Source organism: Shewanella vaxholmensis (assembly GCF_031932135.1).
In the GTDB taxonomy this organism is placed as follows: domain Bacteria; phylum Pseudomonadota; class Gammaproteobacteria; order Enterobacterales; family Shewanellaceae; genus Shewanella; species Shewanella hafniensis.
Genome location: NZ_JAUOEV010000025.1, coordinates 1 through 15,206 on the forward strand (window position 1 = coordinate 1; position 15,206 = coordinate 15,206).

At 47.5% G+C, this 15,206-nt stretch carries 18 protein-coding genes; 8 read left to right on the top strand and 10 right to left on the bottom strand.

Translation table 11 applies throughout. The features are described from left to right. Positions 1 to 265: 265 nt before the first annotated feature. Complete coding sequence (locus tag Q4Q46_RS18165; RefSeq protein ID WP_012586351.1) at positions 266 to 814, top strand: gamma carbonic anhydrase family protein; 549 nt, start codon at positions 266 to 268, stop codon at positions 812 to 814. A gap of 119 nt (positions 815 to 933) precedes the next feature. Here the strand turns inward: Q4Q46_RS18165 and Q4Q46_RS18170 are convergent, their stop codons facing one another. Beyond that, positions 934 to 1,209: a DUF1488 family protein gene (locus Q4Q46_RS18170; protein ID WP_006083787.1), complete on the bottom strand. Its 276-nt coding sequence runs from the start codon at positions 1,207 to 1,209 to the stop codon at positions 934 to 936. 5 nt (positions 1,210 to 1,214) lie between these two features. After that, positions 1,215 to 2,063, bottom strand: a complete 849-nt coding sequence (gene aroE / locus Q4Q46_RS18175; protein ID WP_311906715.1) for a shikimate dehydrogenase — start codon at positions 2,061 to 2,063, stop codon at positions 1,215 to 1,217. A gap of 152 nt (positions 2,064 to 2,215) precedes the next feature. On the opposite strand from aroE, the gene Q4Q46_RS18180 reads away from it, so the two are divergent. After that, on the top strand, positions 2,216 to 2,650 hold the full coding sequence (locus Q4Q46_RS18180; protein WP_259583128.1) for a group II truncated hemoglobin: 435 nt from the start codon (positions 2,216 to 2,218) through the stop codon (positions 2,648 to 2,650). A gap of 34 nt (positions 2,651 to 2,684) precedes the next feature. Here the strand turns inward: Q4Q46_RS18180 and hemF are convergent, their stop codons facing one another. From hemF to Q4Q46_RS18210, 6 genes are all read right to left on the bottom strand, one after another. Then, a complete protein-coding gene (hemF, locus tag Q4Q46_RS18185; protein WP_006084800.1) occupies positions 2,685 to 3,593 on the bottom strand; it encodes an oxygen-dependent coproporphyrinogen oxidase in 909 nt (302 codons plus the stop codon). A 25-nt stretch (positions 3,594 to 3,618) separates the two neighbouring features. Beyond that, the gene (tsaC, locus tag Q4Q46_RS18190) at positions 3,619 to 4,185 is read right to left on the bottom strand and encodes an L-threonylcarbamoyladenylate synthase type 1 TsaC (RefSeq protein ID WP_226060052.1); all 567 of its coding nucleotides are present in this window, start codon (positions 4,183 to 4,185) and stop codon (positions 3,619 to 3,621) included. Between the two features lie 126 nt (positions 4,186 to 4,311). Then, positions 4,312 to 4,875, bottom strand: coding sequence for a DNA topoisomerase family protein (locus Q4Q46_RS18195; RefSeq protein ID WP_006083792.1), 564 nt, complete (start codon positions 4,873 to 4,875; stop codon positions 4,312 to 4,314). Positions 4,876 to 4,994: 119 nt separating this feature from the next. Then, entirely contained in the window at positions 4,995 to 5,468 is a 474-nt protein-coding gene (locus Q4Q46_RS18200) for a DUF494 family protein (protein WP_006083793.1), read from the bottom strand. 2 nt (positions 5,469 to 5,470) lie between these two features. Further along, positions 5,471 to 6,487: a DNA-processing protein DprA gene (gene dprA / locus Q4Q46_RS18205; protein WP_300482280.1), complete on the bottom strand. Its 1,017-nt coding sequence runs from the start codon at positions 6,485 to 6,487 to the stop codon at positions 5,471 to 5,473. 83 nt (positions 6,488 to 6,570) lie between these two features. Further along, the gene (locus Q4Q46_RS18210; RefSeq protein WP_311906688.1) at positions 6,571 to 7,701 is read right to left on the bottom strand and encodes a LysM peptidoglycan-binding domain-containing protein; all 1,131 of its coding nucleotides are present in this window, start codon (positions 7,699 to 7,701) and stop codon (positions 6,571 to 6,573) included. 125 nt (positions 7,702 to 7,826) lie between these two features. On the opposite strand from Q4Q46_RS18210, the gene def reads away from it, so the two are divergent. From def to Q4Q46_RS18235, 5 genes are read left to right on the top strand one after another with little or no spacing between them, the layout of a single operon-like run. Further along, a complete protein-coding gene (gene def, locus Q4Q46_RS18215; RefSeq protein ID WP_311906689.1) occupies positions 7,827 to 8,339 on the top strand; it encodes a peptide deformylase in 513 nt (170 codons plus the stop codon). An 8-nt stretch (positions 8,340 to 8,347) separates the two neighbouring features. Beyond that, positions 8,348 to 9,304, top strand: coding sequence for a methionyl-tRNA formyltransferase (gene fmt, locus Q4Q46_RS18220; RefSeq protein ID WP_126490852.1), 957 nt, complete (start codon positions 8,348 to 8,350; stop codon positions 9,302 to 9,304). A gap of 1 nt (position 9,305) precedes the next feature. Continuing rightward, positions 9,306 to 10,592, top strand: coding sequence for a 16S rRNA (cytosine(967)-C(5))-methyltransferase RsmB (rsmB, locus tag Q4Q46_RS18225; protein ID WP_311906690.1), 1,287 nt, complete (start codon positions 9,306 to 9,308; stop codon positions 10,590 to 10,592). Positions 10,593 to 10,607: 15 nt separating this feature from the next. Next, complete coding sequence (gene trkA / locus Q4Q46_RS18230; protein WP_106648741.1) at positions 10,608 to 12,017, top strand: Trk system potassium transporter TrkA; 1,410 nt, start codon at positions 10,608 to 10,610, stop codon at positions 12,015 to 12,017. 20 nt (positions 12,018 to 12,037) lie between these two features. Further along, positions 12,038 to 13,480: a TrkH family potassium uptake protein gene (locus tag Q4Q46_RS18235; RefSeq protein ID WP_300482294.1), complete on the top strand. Its 1,443-nt coding sequence runs from the start codon at positions 12,038 to 12,040 to the stop codon at positions 13,478 to 13,480. Positions 13,481 to 13,555: 75 nt separating this feature from the next. On the opposite strand, the gene hemG (Q4Q46_RS18240) is transcribed toward Q4Q46_RS18235, so the two are convergent. Further along, positions 13,556 to 14,107, bottom strand: a complete 552-nt coding sequence (gene hemG / locus Q4Q46_RS18240) for a menaquinone-dependent protoporphyrinogen IX dehydrogenase (protein WP_311906691.1) — start codon at positions 14,105 to 14,107, stop codon at positions 13,556 to 13,558. 200 nt (positions 14,108 to 14,307) lie between these two features. Between hemG (Q4Q46_RS18240) and Q4Q46_RS18245 the strand changes: the two genes are divergently transcribed. Beyond that, positions 14,308 to 14,616: an ArsR/SmtB family transcription factor gene (locus Q4Q46_RS18245; protein WP_006083802.1), complete on the top strand. Its 309-nt coding sequence runs from the start codon at positions 14,308 to 14,310 to the stop codon at positions 14,614 to 14,616. 63 nt (positions 14,617 to 14,679) lie between these two features. Here Q4Q46_RS18245 and hemG (Q4Q46_RS18250) read toward each other — a convergent pair whose 3' ends face one another. Beyond that, entirely contained in the window at positions 14,680 to 15,204 is a 525-nt protein-coding gene (gene hemG, locus Q4Q46_RS18250) for a menaquinone-dependent protoporphyrinogen IX dehydrogenase (RefSeq protein ID WP_311906692.1), read from the bottom strand. Positions 15,205 to 15,206: the final 2 nt, after the last annotated feature.

A 15,206-nucleotide genomic window follows, 5' to 3' on the forward strand; every position in this document is an offset into this window, starting at 1 on the left:
ATTTCCCGTTTCGCGTCAAGGAGTATTTTCAACTTCTTGCTGCGATTGAATTAAGTGGTTAAAAGCCATTCAATTCAACCTAACTCGTCAGCTCGCTTTCGCTGTCTGCCGTGTCAGTGGATGCGCATTATAGGGAGATTGAGAAAGTGCGCAACCCCTATTTTTAAGATAATTGTCATTTTCTCACTGTTCGTTGGATATTTGACCTGACCAGCTAGTTTTTAACCTTTATAATGCAAAAAACCACTCAATTAGGGACTTTTCTATGTCAGGGCCACTCAGAACTTACCAAGGTATTCATCCTCAATTAGGCAATAATGTGTATGTAGATGAAGCTTCGGTGCTTGTTGGCGATATTGCGTTAGATACTGATGCCAGTATTTGGCCTATGGTGGCGGCGCGTGGTGATGTTAACCATATTCGTATTGGTAAGCGCTCTAATGTGCAAGACGGTAGCATATTGCATGTGACGCGTAAGTCAGCTGCTCGTCCCGATGGTCATCCACTGATTATTGGTGATGATGTGACTATTGGTCACAAGGCGATGCTTCACGGTTGCAAAGTCGGTAACCGAGTATTAGTGGGCATGGGCGCGATTATTCTTGACGGTGCGATTTTAGAAGATGATGTGATCTTAGGTGCGGGCTCTTTAGTGCCACCGGGCAAGGTATTACAGAGCGGCTATTTATATGTAGGCAGCCCAGCTAAGCAGGCTCGTCCATTAACACCTGCCGAAATTGCCTTTTTGCCAGAATCTGCCGACAACTATGTCAGACTGAAAAACGAGTACTTAGTTGAGTTACAAAACATCTAGTCAGTTAGCGTTAGTCGCTTAGTATCGCTATATAAGAAAGGCGGCAGAGACTCATTCAGTCTCTGTCGTCTTTTGCTATTTATTGATTCAAAATCTATCCACTGAAACTCGCGATGAAGCTAGCCTAGGCGTACTGCGCCAAACTCATCAAACTCTTCGGCTTCGATTAAGTCTTCTGCCATTTCTTCGGCGTCAAATCTCACCGCATCAAATAATGCCAGCATAGCAGCAGCTTCATCGGTACTCGGCTGTTCAGAAAAATCATTCAGCTCACGTAATTTGGCGGCACTGATATAGCACTTGATGTTCATCCCCTGCGACTGCGCCATAAAACAGATTTGCCCTTGGGCATCGTCCCAATATTGCAGATCGGGGAAAAGAATACTTTGATTCATGCTTCCTACTTAGGCTCTGCCATTAGGTTGTCCCGCAAAAGCGTCAACACCACTTGGGTGTCGGGCTCAATACCTCGCCATAAGGTAAAACTCTTGGCCGCTTGTCCGACTAACATACCTAGCCCATCAATGACTTTTGCTGCACCTTGGGAGAGTGCCCATTGGTTAAACGCGGTGACCGAGGCGCCATACATCATGTCATAACAAACGGTTTGGGTGGTGATGATATGTGCTGGCAAAGGTGGCAACTCGCCCGCAAGGCTAGCAGAGGTTGAATTAATAATGATATCGAACTCGCCCGCAAGCTCACTCATTTCTACGGCGGTGACTTTACTCGCGTAAGCGCCGTTATCCACAGAAGTAAAGATATCGACTAAAAGCTGCGCCTTAGTGTGGGTGCGATTGCTGATGGTCAGTTGTGCAATCTCCGCATTTAATAACGGCAGAATACAACCGCGCGCCGCGCCACCAGCGCCAATAAGTAACACGCGCTGATCTTGCAAGCTACCTAAGTTAGCGATGAGATCGGCCACCAGCCCTAAGCCATCGGTGTTATCACCGCGAATAGTGCCATCGGCCAATAAACTTAAGGTGTTGACTGCGCCAGCGAGTTTGGCTTCGGGGCTGATACTGTCACAGAGCGTAAAAGCTTGCTCCTTAAAAGGCACAGTCACATTTGCGCCCTTGCCGCCCGCATTGAAAAACGCCGTCAATGAGGCTTCAAAACCATCGACCGGAGCGAGAATGGCTTCATAGGTTAATGACTCTTGGGTGGGCGCGGCAAATTGTCCATGGATGAACGGCGATTTACTGTGGCTAATTGGATTGCCAAACACTGCGTATCTGTCTGTCATAGCGATATGAAATTTTAGGTTCAATGGCTTTGCAGTCTACCGCGCTTTTGAGCCCACGCAAGACGAATTATGCTCAACTAAATTTCACGCTAGGTTTCACGCTATAATGCGCCATCGGCTCAATACACTCTATTTAGTGAACGACTATTCCAATGAACTGGCTTAAAAAGATTTTTAGTAAACACACTCCGCAGGATGATCGCGATCCGAGTCAATCTAACGCCTATGACTTAATCGGCGGCGAAAAAGTGATCCGCGCGATCACTAAATGTTTTTATCAGAAGATGGCAAGCTCAACAGAAACGACAACACTGCTTGCCATTCATAGGGCGCCCATTGCGGAATCAGAGCAGAAGTTGTTTGAATTTTTAAGTGGTTGGCTAGGCGGGCCGCAGCTTTATCAGCAAAAATATGGTCATCCGGCATTGCGAGCACGACACATGCATGTCGATATTGATGAGGCGATGCGCGATCAATGGCTGTTTTGTATGAAGTTTGCGATTGAAGAGAACATTAAAAAGCCAGAGCATCGAGCCGCCATCTTTGAGGCGATTTCAACTCTGGCCGATCATATGCGTAATCAATAACGTGGATATGGCATCCACTTTTTATGATTAACGGCTAAACCCAATCGCGGGGTTTGAGGTAATTATCGTACAAATCTGCCTCTGGGCTTCCCGCCTCTGGTGTATAAGCATATTGCCAACGCACTAATGGCGGCATCGACATTAAGATAGACTCGGTACGTCCACCTGTCTGCAGACCAAACAACGTGCCTCTGTCGTAGACTAAGTTGAACTCAACATAACGACCACGGCGATAGAGTTGGAACTGACGCTCACGCTCACCGAACTCAGTATCCTTACGACGCTCAACAATCGGCGCATAGGCCGTTAAGAAGCCATTGCCCACGGCTTGCATAAAGCTAAAGCTTTGCTCGAATCCTGCTTGATTCAAGTCATCGAAAAAAAGTCCGCCCACACCGCGGGTTTCATTACGATGCGGCAGGAAGAAATACTCATCGCACCATTTCTTATACTTGGGATAAACCTCATCCCCGAAAGGCGCACAAATATCCTTAGACGTCTGGTGCCACTCGCGCACATCTTCTTCAAATGGATAATAAGGCGTTAAGTCAAAACCACCGCCAAACCACCACACAGGATCGGCACCTTCTTTTTGCGCGATAAAGAAGCGCACATTGGCGTGAGTCGTCGGGATATAAGGATTGTTAGGATGGATCACTAAAGACACACCCATAGCCTCAAAACTGCGACCCGCCAATTCTGGGCGATGCGCCGTAGCTGACGCCGGCATAGCGGCGCCAGTCACATGGGAAAAGTTAACTCCAGCTTGCTCGAATACTGCACCTTGGGTTAATACTCGGCTCGTGCCACCACCGCCTTCGGCGCGGGTCCATGAATCGGCGGCAAACGTTGCTTGGCCATCCAGAGCCTGTAAACCGGCACAAATTCGGTTTTGTAAATCGAGTAAAAACGCTTTTACCACTGCAGCATCAGGCACACTCATCTTGTTATCCTTATTATTGGTTTGCTCATTGTCCATTTCGTAAAATTTTGCCGCTTCGCGCATCGATAATGGTCGAGGGCTGACGTTGTTCGCCGAGTTCGCCTAATACCAGTGCATCGATTTTACCGGTAAAATCAGCGAGGATTTCAGCGGCAGTTAATGCGGGATCTTCACCCGCAAGGTTAGCGCTGGTCGACACTAAAGGTTTATTAAGTGCGCGGCACAGGGCTTGTACTCCAGCATGGGCCGACACTCGCACTGCGATAGAGTCAAATTCGCCACAGAGGTATTTTGAAACATGTGCTTTGATTGGCATGACAAAGGTAAAAGGCCCCGGCCACTTGGAAAATGCAAATTCAAGCTGCTCAGCCGTCAATTGCGATTCATCAACATAGGCTAAAAGCTGCTGAAAATCACTGGCGACTAAGATCAGTCCTTTCTGCCATGGGCGCTGTTTTACCGCCAATAACTTTTGGATAGCAGTGTCGTTATCAGGGTCACAACCTAGGCCATAAACCGCCTCGGTTGGATAAGCAATAACGCCACCGTCAAGAATGATGTCTTTTATATCGGATGGGTGTAGCTGCAACATTATCAAATCACCTTATGCGTCTTATCAGTTTTTGTCATTACCCGAATCTTCGCCGCCCCATCTAACGATCGGTTGGGGATTATACTCAAGCCGCACTAAGGCAACAAATATTATGCAATGGCCTCGCTACAAGGGGCGCTTGTACTTGCAGGTTTTTTGCGGACATTCTAAACGCATCCCCGCCGCACCTTTACGCTCGACTAAGATCCCAAAACCACAACTTGGGCAATCTTCAGCAACCGGAGGATAATTCACAATAAACTTGCACTTAGGGTAAGCGCTACAGGCATAAAAACTCTTTCCGAAGCGACTCGTTCTGTGCTCCAGTTTACCCGTTTTACATTCTGGGCAAGGGATATCAGGCTTGTCACTCGCTTGATCCTGTTTTTCAATATGCGTGCAGCTAGGGTATTGAGTGCAACCGATAAAGATCCCAAATCGCCCAGACTTTACCGCCAGTTCGTGGCCGCATTCAGGACATACAGAACCTTCAATCACTTGAGTTTCAATGGATTCGTGCTGCACTAAGGGACGAGTGTAATTACAGCTAGGGTAATTATTGCAGCCAATAAAACCGCCGTGCTTACTGTGTTTGACCGATAACTCGCTGCCACATTCAGGGCAAAGTTCGTATTCTTTTTCCAGTGCGTGTTCGTGGGCACTAAATAATTGTTCATCAATCTTAGACATAATCATTCACCACCTGTCGTAGCGCATTAGAATATCAAGCGCAGTGCCATCAAGGAATTTATGGCATCAAAAAAGGAGGTCTTAGCCTCCTTTCTCTCATAATTCATCTTTCACAACGATTAAGAATGTAGTCGGCCTTCTGGCTGTTCGAAGATTAAATCTTCCATTTGCTCATAAGCGGACTCATGACCAGGAGCGTTAAACAACACCATTAAGATAACCCATTTGAGATCTTCTAAAATCAGGGTTGGCTCATCCAACTCCATGACTCTATCGATCACCATTTCACGGGTTTCGACATTCAGCACTTTAACTTGCTCTAAAAACAGCAAGAAACCGCGGGATTCCACATCCAGCTTGTCCATTTCGTCCTTTGTATAGATACGAAACGAATGCTGATCGTGATTACAAAGATAAGGTTTATCCCCTTCTTGTAATTCTGCTAAGCGCTCTAACCAAGTTAACGCTTTTAAAATCTCGGATTGATGAAATCCGGCACGAGTGAGTTCCTTGGTTAACTCGTCTTCATCAACTAGTAGTTCAACTTCACTGTGAACATAGTTTTCAAATAGATACATGAGGATATCAAACATGGCTAGCTCCTCTTTACTCTGACGTAACCACCGGGTACTGCAATCACCCAACCTTGCAACTCAAGTTCAAGCATTTGTTCTAACACCAGATCTATCGTTTTCCCACTATGTTCAACTACTGCATCAATGGATGTAGTTTCATAACCTACACTAGCTAACAGAGACGAAAATGGCAAATTACAAATCTCGCCTTGCTGTATATGGTGGCATAACTTCAATTCTTCAAGGTGGTAAGCGGTTAAACTTGCCAACTCCTCCACTATATCGGCGGCTGTTTCCACAAGTTTTGCCCCATCACGTAATAAATCATGACAGCCTTGATGGTAACCACCCAAGATTGAGCCCGGAACGGCAAACACCTCACGCCCTTGCTCCATCGCCAACCTCGCTGTGATTAAAGAACCGCTTTTACGACAGGCTTCAACCACAAGTGTCCCTAAAGAAAGACCGCTAATAATCCGATTTCGTTTCGGGAAATTACCCGCAAAGGGACCAGTATCAGGCCAAAACTCGCTAAGTATACAGCCTTGCCGCTGAATATCATGATAAAGCTGTCGATGTTTTCGTGGATAAATGATCTCTATGCCCGTTCCTAGTACGGCAATAGTGCGCCCTTGATGGTCAACACAGGCTTTATGGGCCGCCCCATCAATCCCCATCGCCATGCCGCTACAGATACCAAATCCCATTGAGGACATCTCAGCAGCCAGTTGGTAAGCGACCTGCAATCCGCCTGGAGAAGCATTACGACTGCCAACAATAGCAAGATAAGGAAGGGCTAACGCCTCTAAGCAACCTTTAACGAACAGGACGGCGGGCGGATCTGAGAGTTGTTTTAATAATGGTGGATAAAGCGGATCAGAGAAACAAAGCAGATGATGATCGGCGGCTTGCTGTTGCCATTCGAGGGCGACATCCACTTTTTGATAATCAATAACAAGGCTATGGAGCAGATGATCAGATAAAGGTAGCGCTTGTCTCTCATGCTCTAACCTTTGTCTGAGGTCGTCCACTTCCATGTGCGTTAATAATTGTTGGATCCGAGCGGGTCCTAGCCCAGATACAGCACAAACAACTAACCAATCGACCAAATTTTCAGAGATTATAGACCTCTTAAGGCTAAAGATTCTGGGGCGATTAACTTATCGTCGACACGCACAGGACGCTCGGTGGAAACAATCAAACCTAAGCTCGCTTTGTCAAATACTTTGAAAACTAACAGCTTGCCATGATAGATATCCGGCATTTGAATAGCACGATCCGATGAGACAGATGCCATCAGGTTATCGTAGGCGGTGCGCTCAGTGGCAGGCACTGGCATACCATCATTGTTGATGACAATGACTTCACCATCACGGTAAATAGAGAACACGACTCCGGGCTCAACCCCATCTTGGGTGCCTTTATCTAAGTACACCACATCCAACTTACCCGCTTCACGCATCTTCGATTCGATAGCAAGCACAACAGCTGGTGTCTTTAACTCTGCAGGCTTTGGGGTGAAATAAGCTGACATCAAGGAATCACTTTCCATCGGCATGACTCTGAAACCTGCTTTGGTTTCACGAAAGCTGGTTAACAACTTAATTTTTGACACCTTACCAGACTCAACCACTTGCCCAGTTGAGGCTAAAATAGCTTCTTGTCCTATCGCCTCGCCAGACTCCTTATTGAAAAACTCGCGACCACGTTCGTAAACACCGTACTTTTGATTCATCGGCAGTTCAGCATCGATATAAATGACATCACCCACAATATGATGACGCGATGGGCTTTCACCTGCTAATACCATAGGTTGCTCGGCAAGCCAGTCGGTTGCGACAACGCGATTCTGCACTAAATACTGTTCAATCAAGGCCAAGTCGACGGCAGGAATGGCATTGCTCTTCGCAATGATCCGTCCTTCAGGGCTCTTCTTTACATGGGGTTTAGCAGTATCGAGTATGTCGCCGTTGCGCACGAGTCGAGGCTGACCATCAACAAACACTAGGGTGAGTTGATCGCCAGGGTAAATAAGATGGGGATTGGCAATCTGCGGGTTTACATCCCAAAGACGTGGCCATTTCCATGGATCATTCAGAAACGCTGCGGAGATATCCCAAAGAGTATCGCCCTTTTTCACTACATATGACTCAGGATGCCCCGCTTTCAGCGTAAGGGTATCGGCGGCAACAAACGTGCAATTGAATGTCATTAACGCGAGTAAAATTAACCGTTTCATGGGTATTTCCATGTTGTTTGGCTCTTAGTTTGAGCTTTTACTGTTATTGATAGGCACTAAAGATTAAAATTAACCCATTAGCATCAGTCAGTATAACTAACTGGCAGAGATTTGACAGACTTGTTAAGAGTTTATGTATGGCACAATTAAAAGTATTACAATTTCCTGACGAAAGATTGCGGACACAAGCCACACCCATCACAGAGTTTAATGCCGAGCTGCAAACTCAAATTGATGATATGTTCGAAACCATGTACCAAGAAAAAGGTATCGGTCTGGCCGCGACCCAAGTGGATTACCATAAACGACTTATTGTCATGGACTTACAAGATGAAGTCGAACGACCGAAAGTGTTTATTAATCCCGAAATTATCGCCAGCCGCGGCGACTTCTGCAATGAAGAAGGTTGCCTGTCGGTGCCGGGCATTTATGCCAAAGTCGATCGCGCCGAATTTGTTACGGTAAAAGCCTTAGACAGGCACGGCAACGAATTTATTGTTGAGGCCGATGAGCTTTTTGCTATCTGTATTCAACACGAAATGGATCACCTCAAAGGCAAATTGTTTGTCGATTATCTGTCGCCGCTAAAACGTCAGCGGATCAAACAAAAACTTGAAAAAGCGGCCCGATTGGACGCCAAAGAAGCATAGGATCAGATTTGAAACCACTCAACATCATCTTTGCCGGAACACCGGATTTTGCCGCTCGCCACTTACAAGCACTGTTGAACTCACACCACAATGTGATTGGCGTTTACACTCAGCCCGATAGACCCGCTGGCCGCGGCAAGAAGCTGACCGCCAGCCCAGTAAAAGAACTCGCCGTCGCCAACAATATTCCTGTGTATCAACCTGGTTCATTACGTAAAGAACCCGCGCAACAAGAACTTGCCGCGCTGAATGCCGATATTATGGTGGTAGTTGCCTACGGCCTTATCCTGCCAAAAGTCGTATTAGATACGCCACGTTTAGGTTGTATTAACGTTCACGGTTCTATTTTGCCACGCTGGCGCGGTGCCGCACCGATCCAACGCGCACTTTGGGCCGGCGACAAAGAAACCGGCGTGACCGTTATGCAGATGGATGTGGGTTTAGATACCGGCGATATGCTACTGAAAACCACTCTGCCGATTGAAGATAGCGACACCTCAGCCAGCCTTTACGAGAAATTGGCAGAACAAGGTCCTGTTGCCCTATTGCAAGCCCTCGAAGGTCTAGCAAACGGCACCTTAGCCGCTGAAAAACAAGATGAAGCCTTAGCGAACTACGCAGAAAAACTCAGTAAAGAAGAAGCCAGACTCGATTGGAATAAATCTGCCCAGCAACTCTGGCAAGAAGTCCGTGCCTTTAATCCTTGGCCAGTGAGTTACTTTGAGCACCAAGGCAATACCATTAAAGTGTGGCAGACCCAAGTTAGCGAAACCACCAGCACAGCCGCTCCCGGCACTATTATCAGCGCCAGCAAAAAAGGCATAGAAGTCGCCACCGCCGACGGCGTATTAACCCTGCTGAGTATGCAGCTGCCGGGGAAAAAGCCGCTCAATGTTGCCGATATACTCAATGCACGAGGTGAATGGTTTAGCCCGAATACTCGCCTCGCAAACGAGGCACAATAGTATGAACTTGCGCGCGCTGGCTGCGAAAGCCATCTTCGAAGTATTAGAAAAAGGCGTGTCACTCTCAGTGGCATTGCCCGATCAACAAAAGCACCTTGCCAGCGGCAAAGATAAAGCCCTACTCGCCGAACTCTGTTACGGCGTGATGCGCACTCTGCCACAAATAGAGAAACGCATCAGTGAATGCCTAGCGAAACCACTCAAAGGTAAGCAAAGGATTATCCACCAGTTGCTGATCATAGGTTGCTATCAACTTTACTTCACTCGCATTCCAAGCCACGCCGCGATTTCAGAAACCGCCGAAGCCTGTCGCCAGTTAAAATTTGAAGGCATGGTTAAGGTCGTTAACGGTGTACTGCGCAACATTCAGCGTCAGCTTTCGCCGCTCAGCACTGAATCAGATACCTTAAGCTACAACACACCCGCTTGGTTGATTAAGCGCTTAAAAGAAGCCTATCCCGAGCAGTGGCAAGACATCATTCAACAAAGCCATGAACGCCCACCTATGTGGCTGCGTAATAATCGCTTATCCCAAGGCCGTACCGAATACCTCGCCGCTTTAGCCGACCTCGAAATTGAAGCGAGTGAAGGCTGCAGTGCAGATGCCATTCTTTTAGCGCATCCAAAGGATGTTGCCACACTGCCGCGCTTCCATGAAGGTGCAGCCTCAGTGCAAGATGGCGCGGCGCAGTGGGCGGCGACATTACTGGCACCACAAGCGAATGAATTAATCCTCGATGCCTGCGCTGCGCCCGGTGGCAAAAGCTGTCATCTACTCGAACTTGAGCCAAGCATCAAACTGGTTGCCGTCGACTTTGATGCTAAACGTCTCGAGCGGGTGCAACAGAACCTTGACCGCTTGTCATTAAAAGCGGAGCTTATCCATGGCGATGCGGCCAATATTGACTCATGGTGGCAAGGTGGACAATTTGATCGTATCTTACTGGACGCGCCATGCTCGGCCACGGGAGTGATCCGCCGCCATCCCGATATCAAATGGTTACGTAAAAACCATGACATCGAAGAACTGGCAGAGCTACAACAGCAAATTCTCGATCATTGCTGGAAGTGGCTCAAACCCGGTGGCACGCTACTTTATGCTACTTGCTCGATTTTACCGCAGGAAAACCGCGACCAGATCAGTGCATTTTTGGCCAGAACCACAGATGCTAAGCTAGACACACTCTCCCAGCAACATTCGCCACAGGATATAGGTTGGCAAATCACGCCAGGACAAGACAATATGGATGGGTTCTATTACGCCCGTTTATTAAAAGCGACCGATTAGGAAGTAAGCAAGGCCATGAAAATTATCATATTAGGTGCGGGTCAAGTCGGGGGAACCTTGGCCGAGAACTTGGTCGGTGAGAATAATGACATCACTATTGTAGATAGTGACAAATCCAGACTACGCGCCCTGCAAGATAAATATGACCTTCGCGTTGTGGCGGGCCATGCAGCCCATCCAGACGTACTTAGAGAAGCAGGCGCAGAAGATGCCGACATGCTGATCGCGGTAACCAATAGCGATGAATGCAACATGGCCGCCTGCCAAATTGCTTACACCCTCTTCGGCACACCAACAAAAATTGCCCGTATTCGCTCAGAACCTTATCTGGCGATGCGCGATAAACTCTTTATCGACAGTGAAACCAAAAATAGCGATGGCCGCCCCCGTGGCGGCTTCGTGATCGATGAGTTAATTGCCCCTGAACAGTTAGTGACCGCTTACATCCAACGACTCGTTGAATATCCCGGCGCACTGCAAGTGCTCGAATTTGCCGAAGGACGGCTAAGTCTAGTGGCCGTTCGTGCCTATTATGGTGGTCCACTGGTAGGTAATGCGTTAGCGGCACTGCGCGAACACATGCCAAATATTGATACCCGGGTTGCGGCAATTTTCCGCCAAGGCCGCCCTATCATGCCTCGCGGTACCACGATTATCGAAGCCGATGATGAAGTATTCTTCGTCGCCGACAGTCGCCATATTCGCGCTGTGATGAGCGAAATGCAGAAGCTCGATAACTCCTACCGCAACATTATGATCGCCGGTGGCGGTAACATAGGCTTAGGTTTAGCCAAACGCCTTGAGCGTACCCACTCAGTTAAACTGATTGAGCACAAGTATGAGCGCGCTGAAGCACTATCGGAGCAACTGGAAAATACTACCGTGTTCTGCGGTGACGCTTCGGATCAAGAATTACTGCTCGAAGAACACATAGATCAAACCGACGTATTTATTGCGGTGACCAATGACGATGAAGCCAATATTATGTCGGCATTGCTGGCAAAACGTATGGGCGCGAAAAAGGTCATGGTGCTGATCCAGCGCGAAGCCTATGTGGATATCGTCCAAGAAGCCAATATCGACATTGCTATCTCACCCCAGCAAGCGACCATTTCGGCACTGTTAACCCATATCCGTCAGGGTGATATCTGTAACGTTTACTCCCTACGTCGCGGCGCCGCCGAGGCAATTGAAGCGATTGCCCACGGGGATGCCAGCACGTCTAAAGTGGTTGGCAAAGCCATTGGTGATATTAAGTTGCCACCGGGAACCACCATTGGTGCTATTGTCCGCAACGACGAAGTATTAATGGCCCACGACAAAACCGTGATAGAGCAAGGGGATCACGTGATCTTATTCCTAGTGAATAAAAAGTTTGTCGGCGAAGTCGAGAAGCTTTTCCAACCAAGTGCTTTCTTCTTCTAAGAACCTAAGTAAGCCAACTTATGCTGAACTTTAGACCACTATTGTTTATTTTGGGGCTGTTTTTGTCCATGCTGACAGCCTTCATGTTGATCCCACTGCTCCTCGCCGTGTTCAATGCCGAGGAAACCGTGGGCTCTTTCATGCTGTCGGCGTTAGTGACAGGCATTAGTGCCAGCTTGTGTTTACACAATGGCCAGAGCAAGACTATTAACCTCAATATCCGCGATATGTTCCTGTTAACCAGCTTGACGTGGTTGATCGTGAGCCTGTTTGCGGCCATGCCCTTTACCCTGTATCACGGGATTGGCTATACCGACGCCTTCTTTGAGACTATGTCCGGCATCACGACCACAGGTTCTACTGTGCTCTCGGGGTTGGATACCATGGATCACAGTATCTTAATCTGGCGCTCTTTATTGCAGTGGCTTGGCGGAATTGGTTTTATCGTGATGGCGGTGGCCATTCTGCCCTTCTTGAACGTCGGTGGTATGCGGCTGTTCCGCACTGAATCTTCAGATTGGAGCGATAAAGCCGTACCACGTACCCAGAGCATGGCTAAGTACTTATTCTTTATTTATATTTTGCTGACTGTTGCCTGCTGCGTTGCCTATCATCTGGCGGGAATGACGTGGTTTCAAGCCATAAACCATGCCATGACCACCCTATCGACCGGCGGCTACTCAACATCTGATAGCTCAATGGCCGCGTTTTCGCACTCAGCTCACTGGGTTGGCGTGTTCTTTATGGCGGCGGGTGGCTTACCACTACTCATGTTTGTGCACACCATACAGCAAAGGGATCTGCGCATTTGGAACGATGCTCAGGTCAAAGGCTTCTTGTTTTTCCTGACCTTCGTGTCTTGTTCTATTGGCTTTTGGCTGTGGCAAACCCGCGACATTGAACTCCTCGATGCACTGCGTTTATCTAGCTTTAACGTGGTTTCTGTGGTGACCACCACAGGTTATGGCTTAACGGATTACGGTGCTTGGGGCGCCTTTGCCAACATCGCTTTCCTGTTTTTAATGTTTGTCGGTAGCTGCTCAGGCTCAACCTCGGGCGGGATTAAAATCTTCCGTTTTCAAATCGCTGGCGCCATTATGCGCGAGCAATTGAAACAGCAATGTCATCCAAACGGTATCTTTAGGGAACGCTACAACAATCGCATCATCAGTGAAGATATCGTGCGCTCGCTGATCACTTTCGTGCTGTTGTTTGTGATGGTGATTGTTGGCTTGTCGGTAATTTTAGTGCTCACAGGGCTCGACCCTATGACCAGTTTTACTGGCGCTATCACGGCGGTCACCAACGTAGGCCCAGGTTTAGGCCCAATTATTGGCCCTGCGGGTAACTTTTCAACTCTGCCCGACGTAGCAAAATGGGCCTTGTCACTCGGTATGCTCCTCGGCCGTTTAGAGATTCTGACCGTAGCAGTGTTATTCCACCCGAGTTTTTGGAAGTATTAATGCAGTAGAGCTTGAATACTAAAAAGGCGCTTAACTTAACTCGTTAAGCGCCTTTTTTATTAAGCCTGACTCGTCCTAAATAGCGGTAACTTCGGCCAATTCCAACAGATGATCGGCATAGACCTTCACATCTGCCCAGTCGGTGTAATCAATAACCGACTTAGGATCGGTTGGACCTTTGGTCATCTTCATAATCAACTGGATCATCCACCTGTCGTACCAAGGCCATGAAGGATAATCCACTTTCCCCGCAATAATTTTAAGATCGGCTGGCGTCCACGGCGATAAGGCGATGAACTTTTGCAGATATTTATTATTCTCAGGAATACGTTTTTCTGGATTTCTCGCTACCACGTTGACGCAGAAGAAACTGTTTGGCAATGCACCCAAAGCCTCTGCATTCTGCTCGATAAACTTGAATACACTCTTATCATAGGTGCCATAGAGTACGCAGGCACCTAAGGCGACGACCTCGTAATCGGGCCAATTGATACAAGTTGCGGCAGCACTGTTGATATCGACAAGGTCGACCTTAGCGCCACGAAAGGTTAATTGGTCGGCAATTGCATTGGCAATCTTGGCCGTGTGGCCACCACGGGTAAAATAAAGTACGAGAACGCGTGTCATAGGGAATTACCGATCCACTGAGTTAATGTCACCATTGTGGCAAAATTACGTTAAATAAACCTCTGATAGGATCACAAATCAGCCGTATCTCATATTCTGAGATGCAAAAATTGAGATCTGCATGGCTGAGCAGTATGATTGCGTAAACACAGGTGTTCAATTAGAATTATCTAATTAAAAGCGATGAAGTGAGTGACCTTATGCAAAATGACATAGATGTAGCTGCAATGGTAACTAATGCGGAAAGTGCGGCTAAATGGCTTAAGGCCATAGCGAACCCTTATCGCCTAATGATTTTATGCCTATTACTAGACAAAGAGTTGAGCGTAACTGAACTCAATGCCACTGTGCCATTAAGCCAGTCGGCACTATCCCAGCATTTAGCCGTATTACGCGCTGAAGATCTGGTGGATACCCGTAAGAGCTCGCAAATTGTTTACTACAAGCTCAAGAACGAACAAGTCACCCAAGTGATTTCGATTCTGCATAGCCGCTACTGCGCAGTGTAACACGGTAAAGCTAGCTTAAATTTAAGCCCTAATCGCTTGCAAGTGATTAGGGCTTAATGGTTTTTAGTGCTGGCTAAAGCGGTTACCGAAGGCGTCGACTTTTCCCCAATCGGTAAACTCAAAGGTGCCTGTGATATCGGTTGGCCCTTTAGTCATCCACATAATGAAACGTATCATAGTGCGATCGAAGAAACCGTATTTAGGATAATCAATCTTGCCCGCAAACACTTCAAGCAACTGTGGCTGCCATAGTGAAAGCTGCAGAAACTTTTGCATATAAGGATTGGTTTCAGGCGTATTCTTTAAGGGTTTACGCGCCACGACATTAACGGTAAAAAAGCCATTAATCTTAGTATCGAGCACCGCATGGTGGCGGTTCACAAACTGGTAAAGTTCAGGTCTATGCTTACCATAACGAATACTGGCGCCAATCAGCACTTTATCAAAATCAGCTAAGCTCAACGCTTCAGCCTGCTCTAATGTGACCAGAGCAACCTGTTCTCCCGCCTGCTCTGCAATCGTCTTCATTTTTTGGCAAATTGCCAATGTTTGGCCATCAATCGTCGAATAGATTATTAACGTCTGCATGA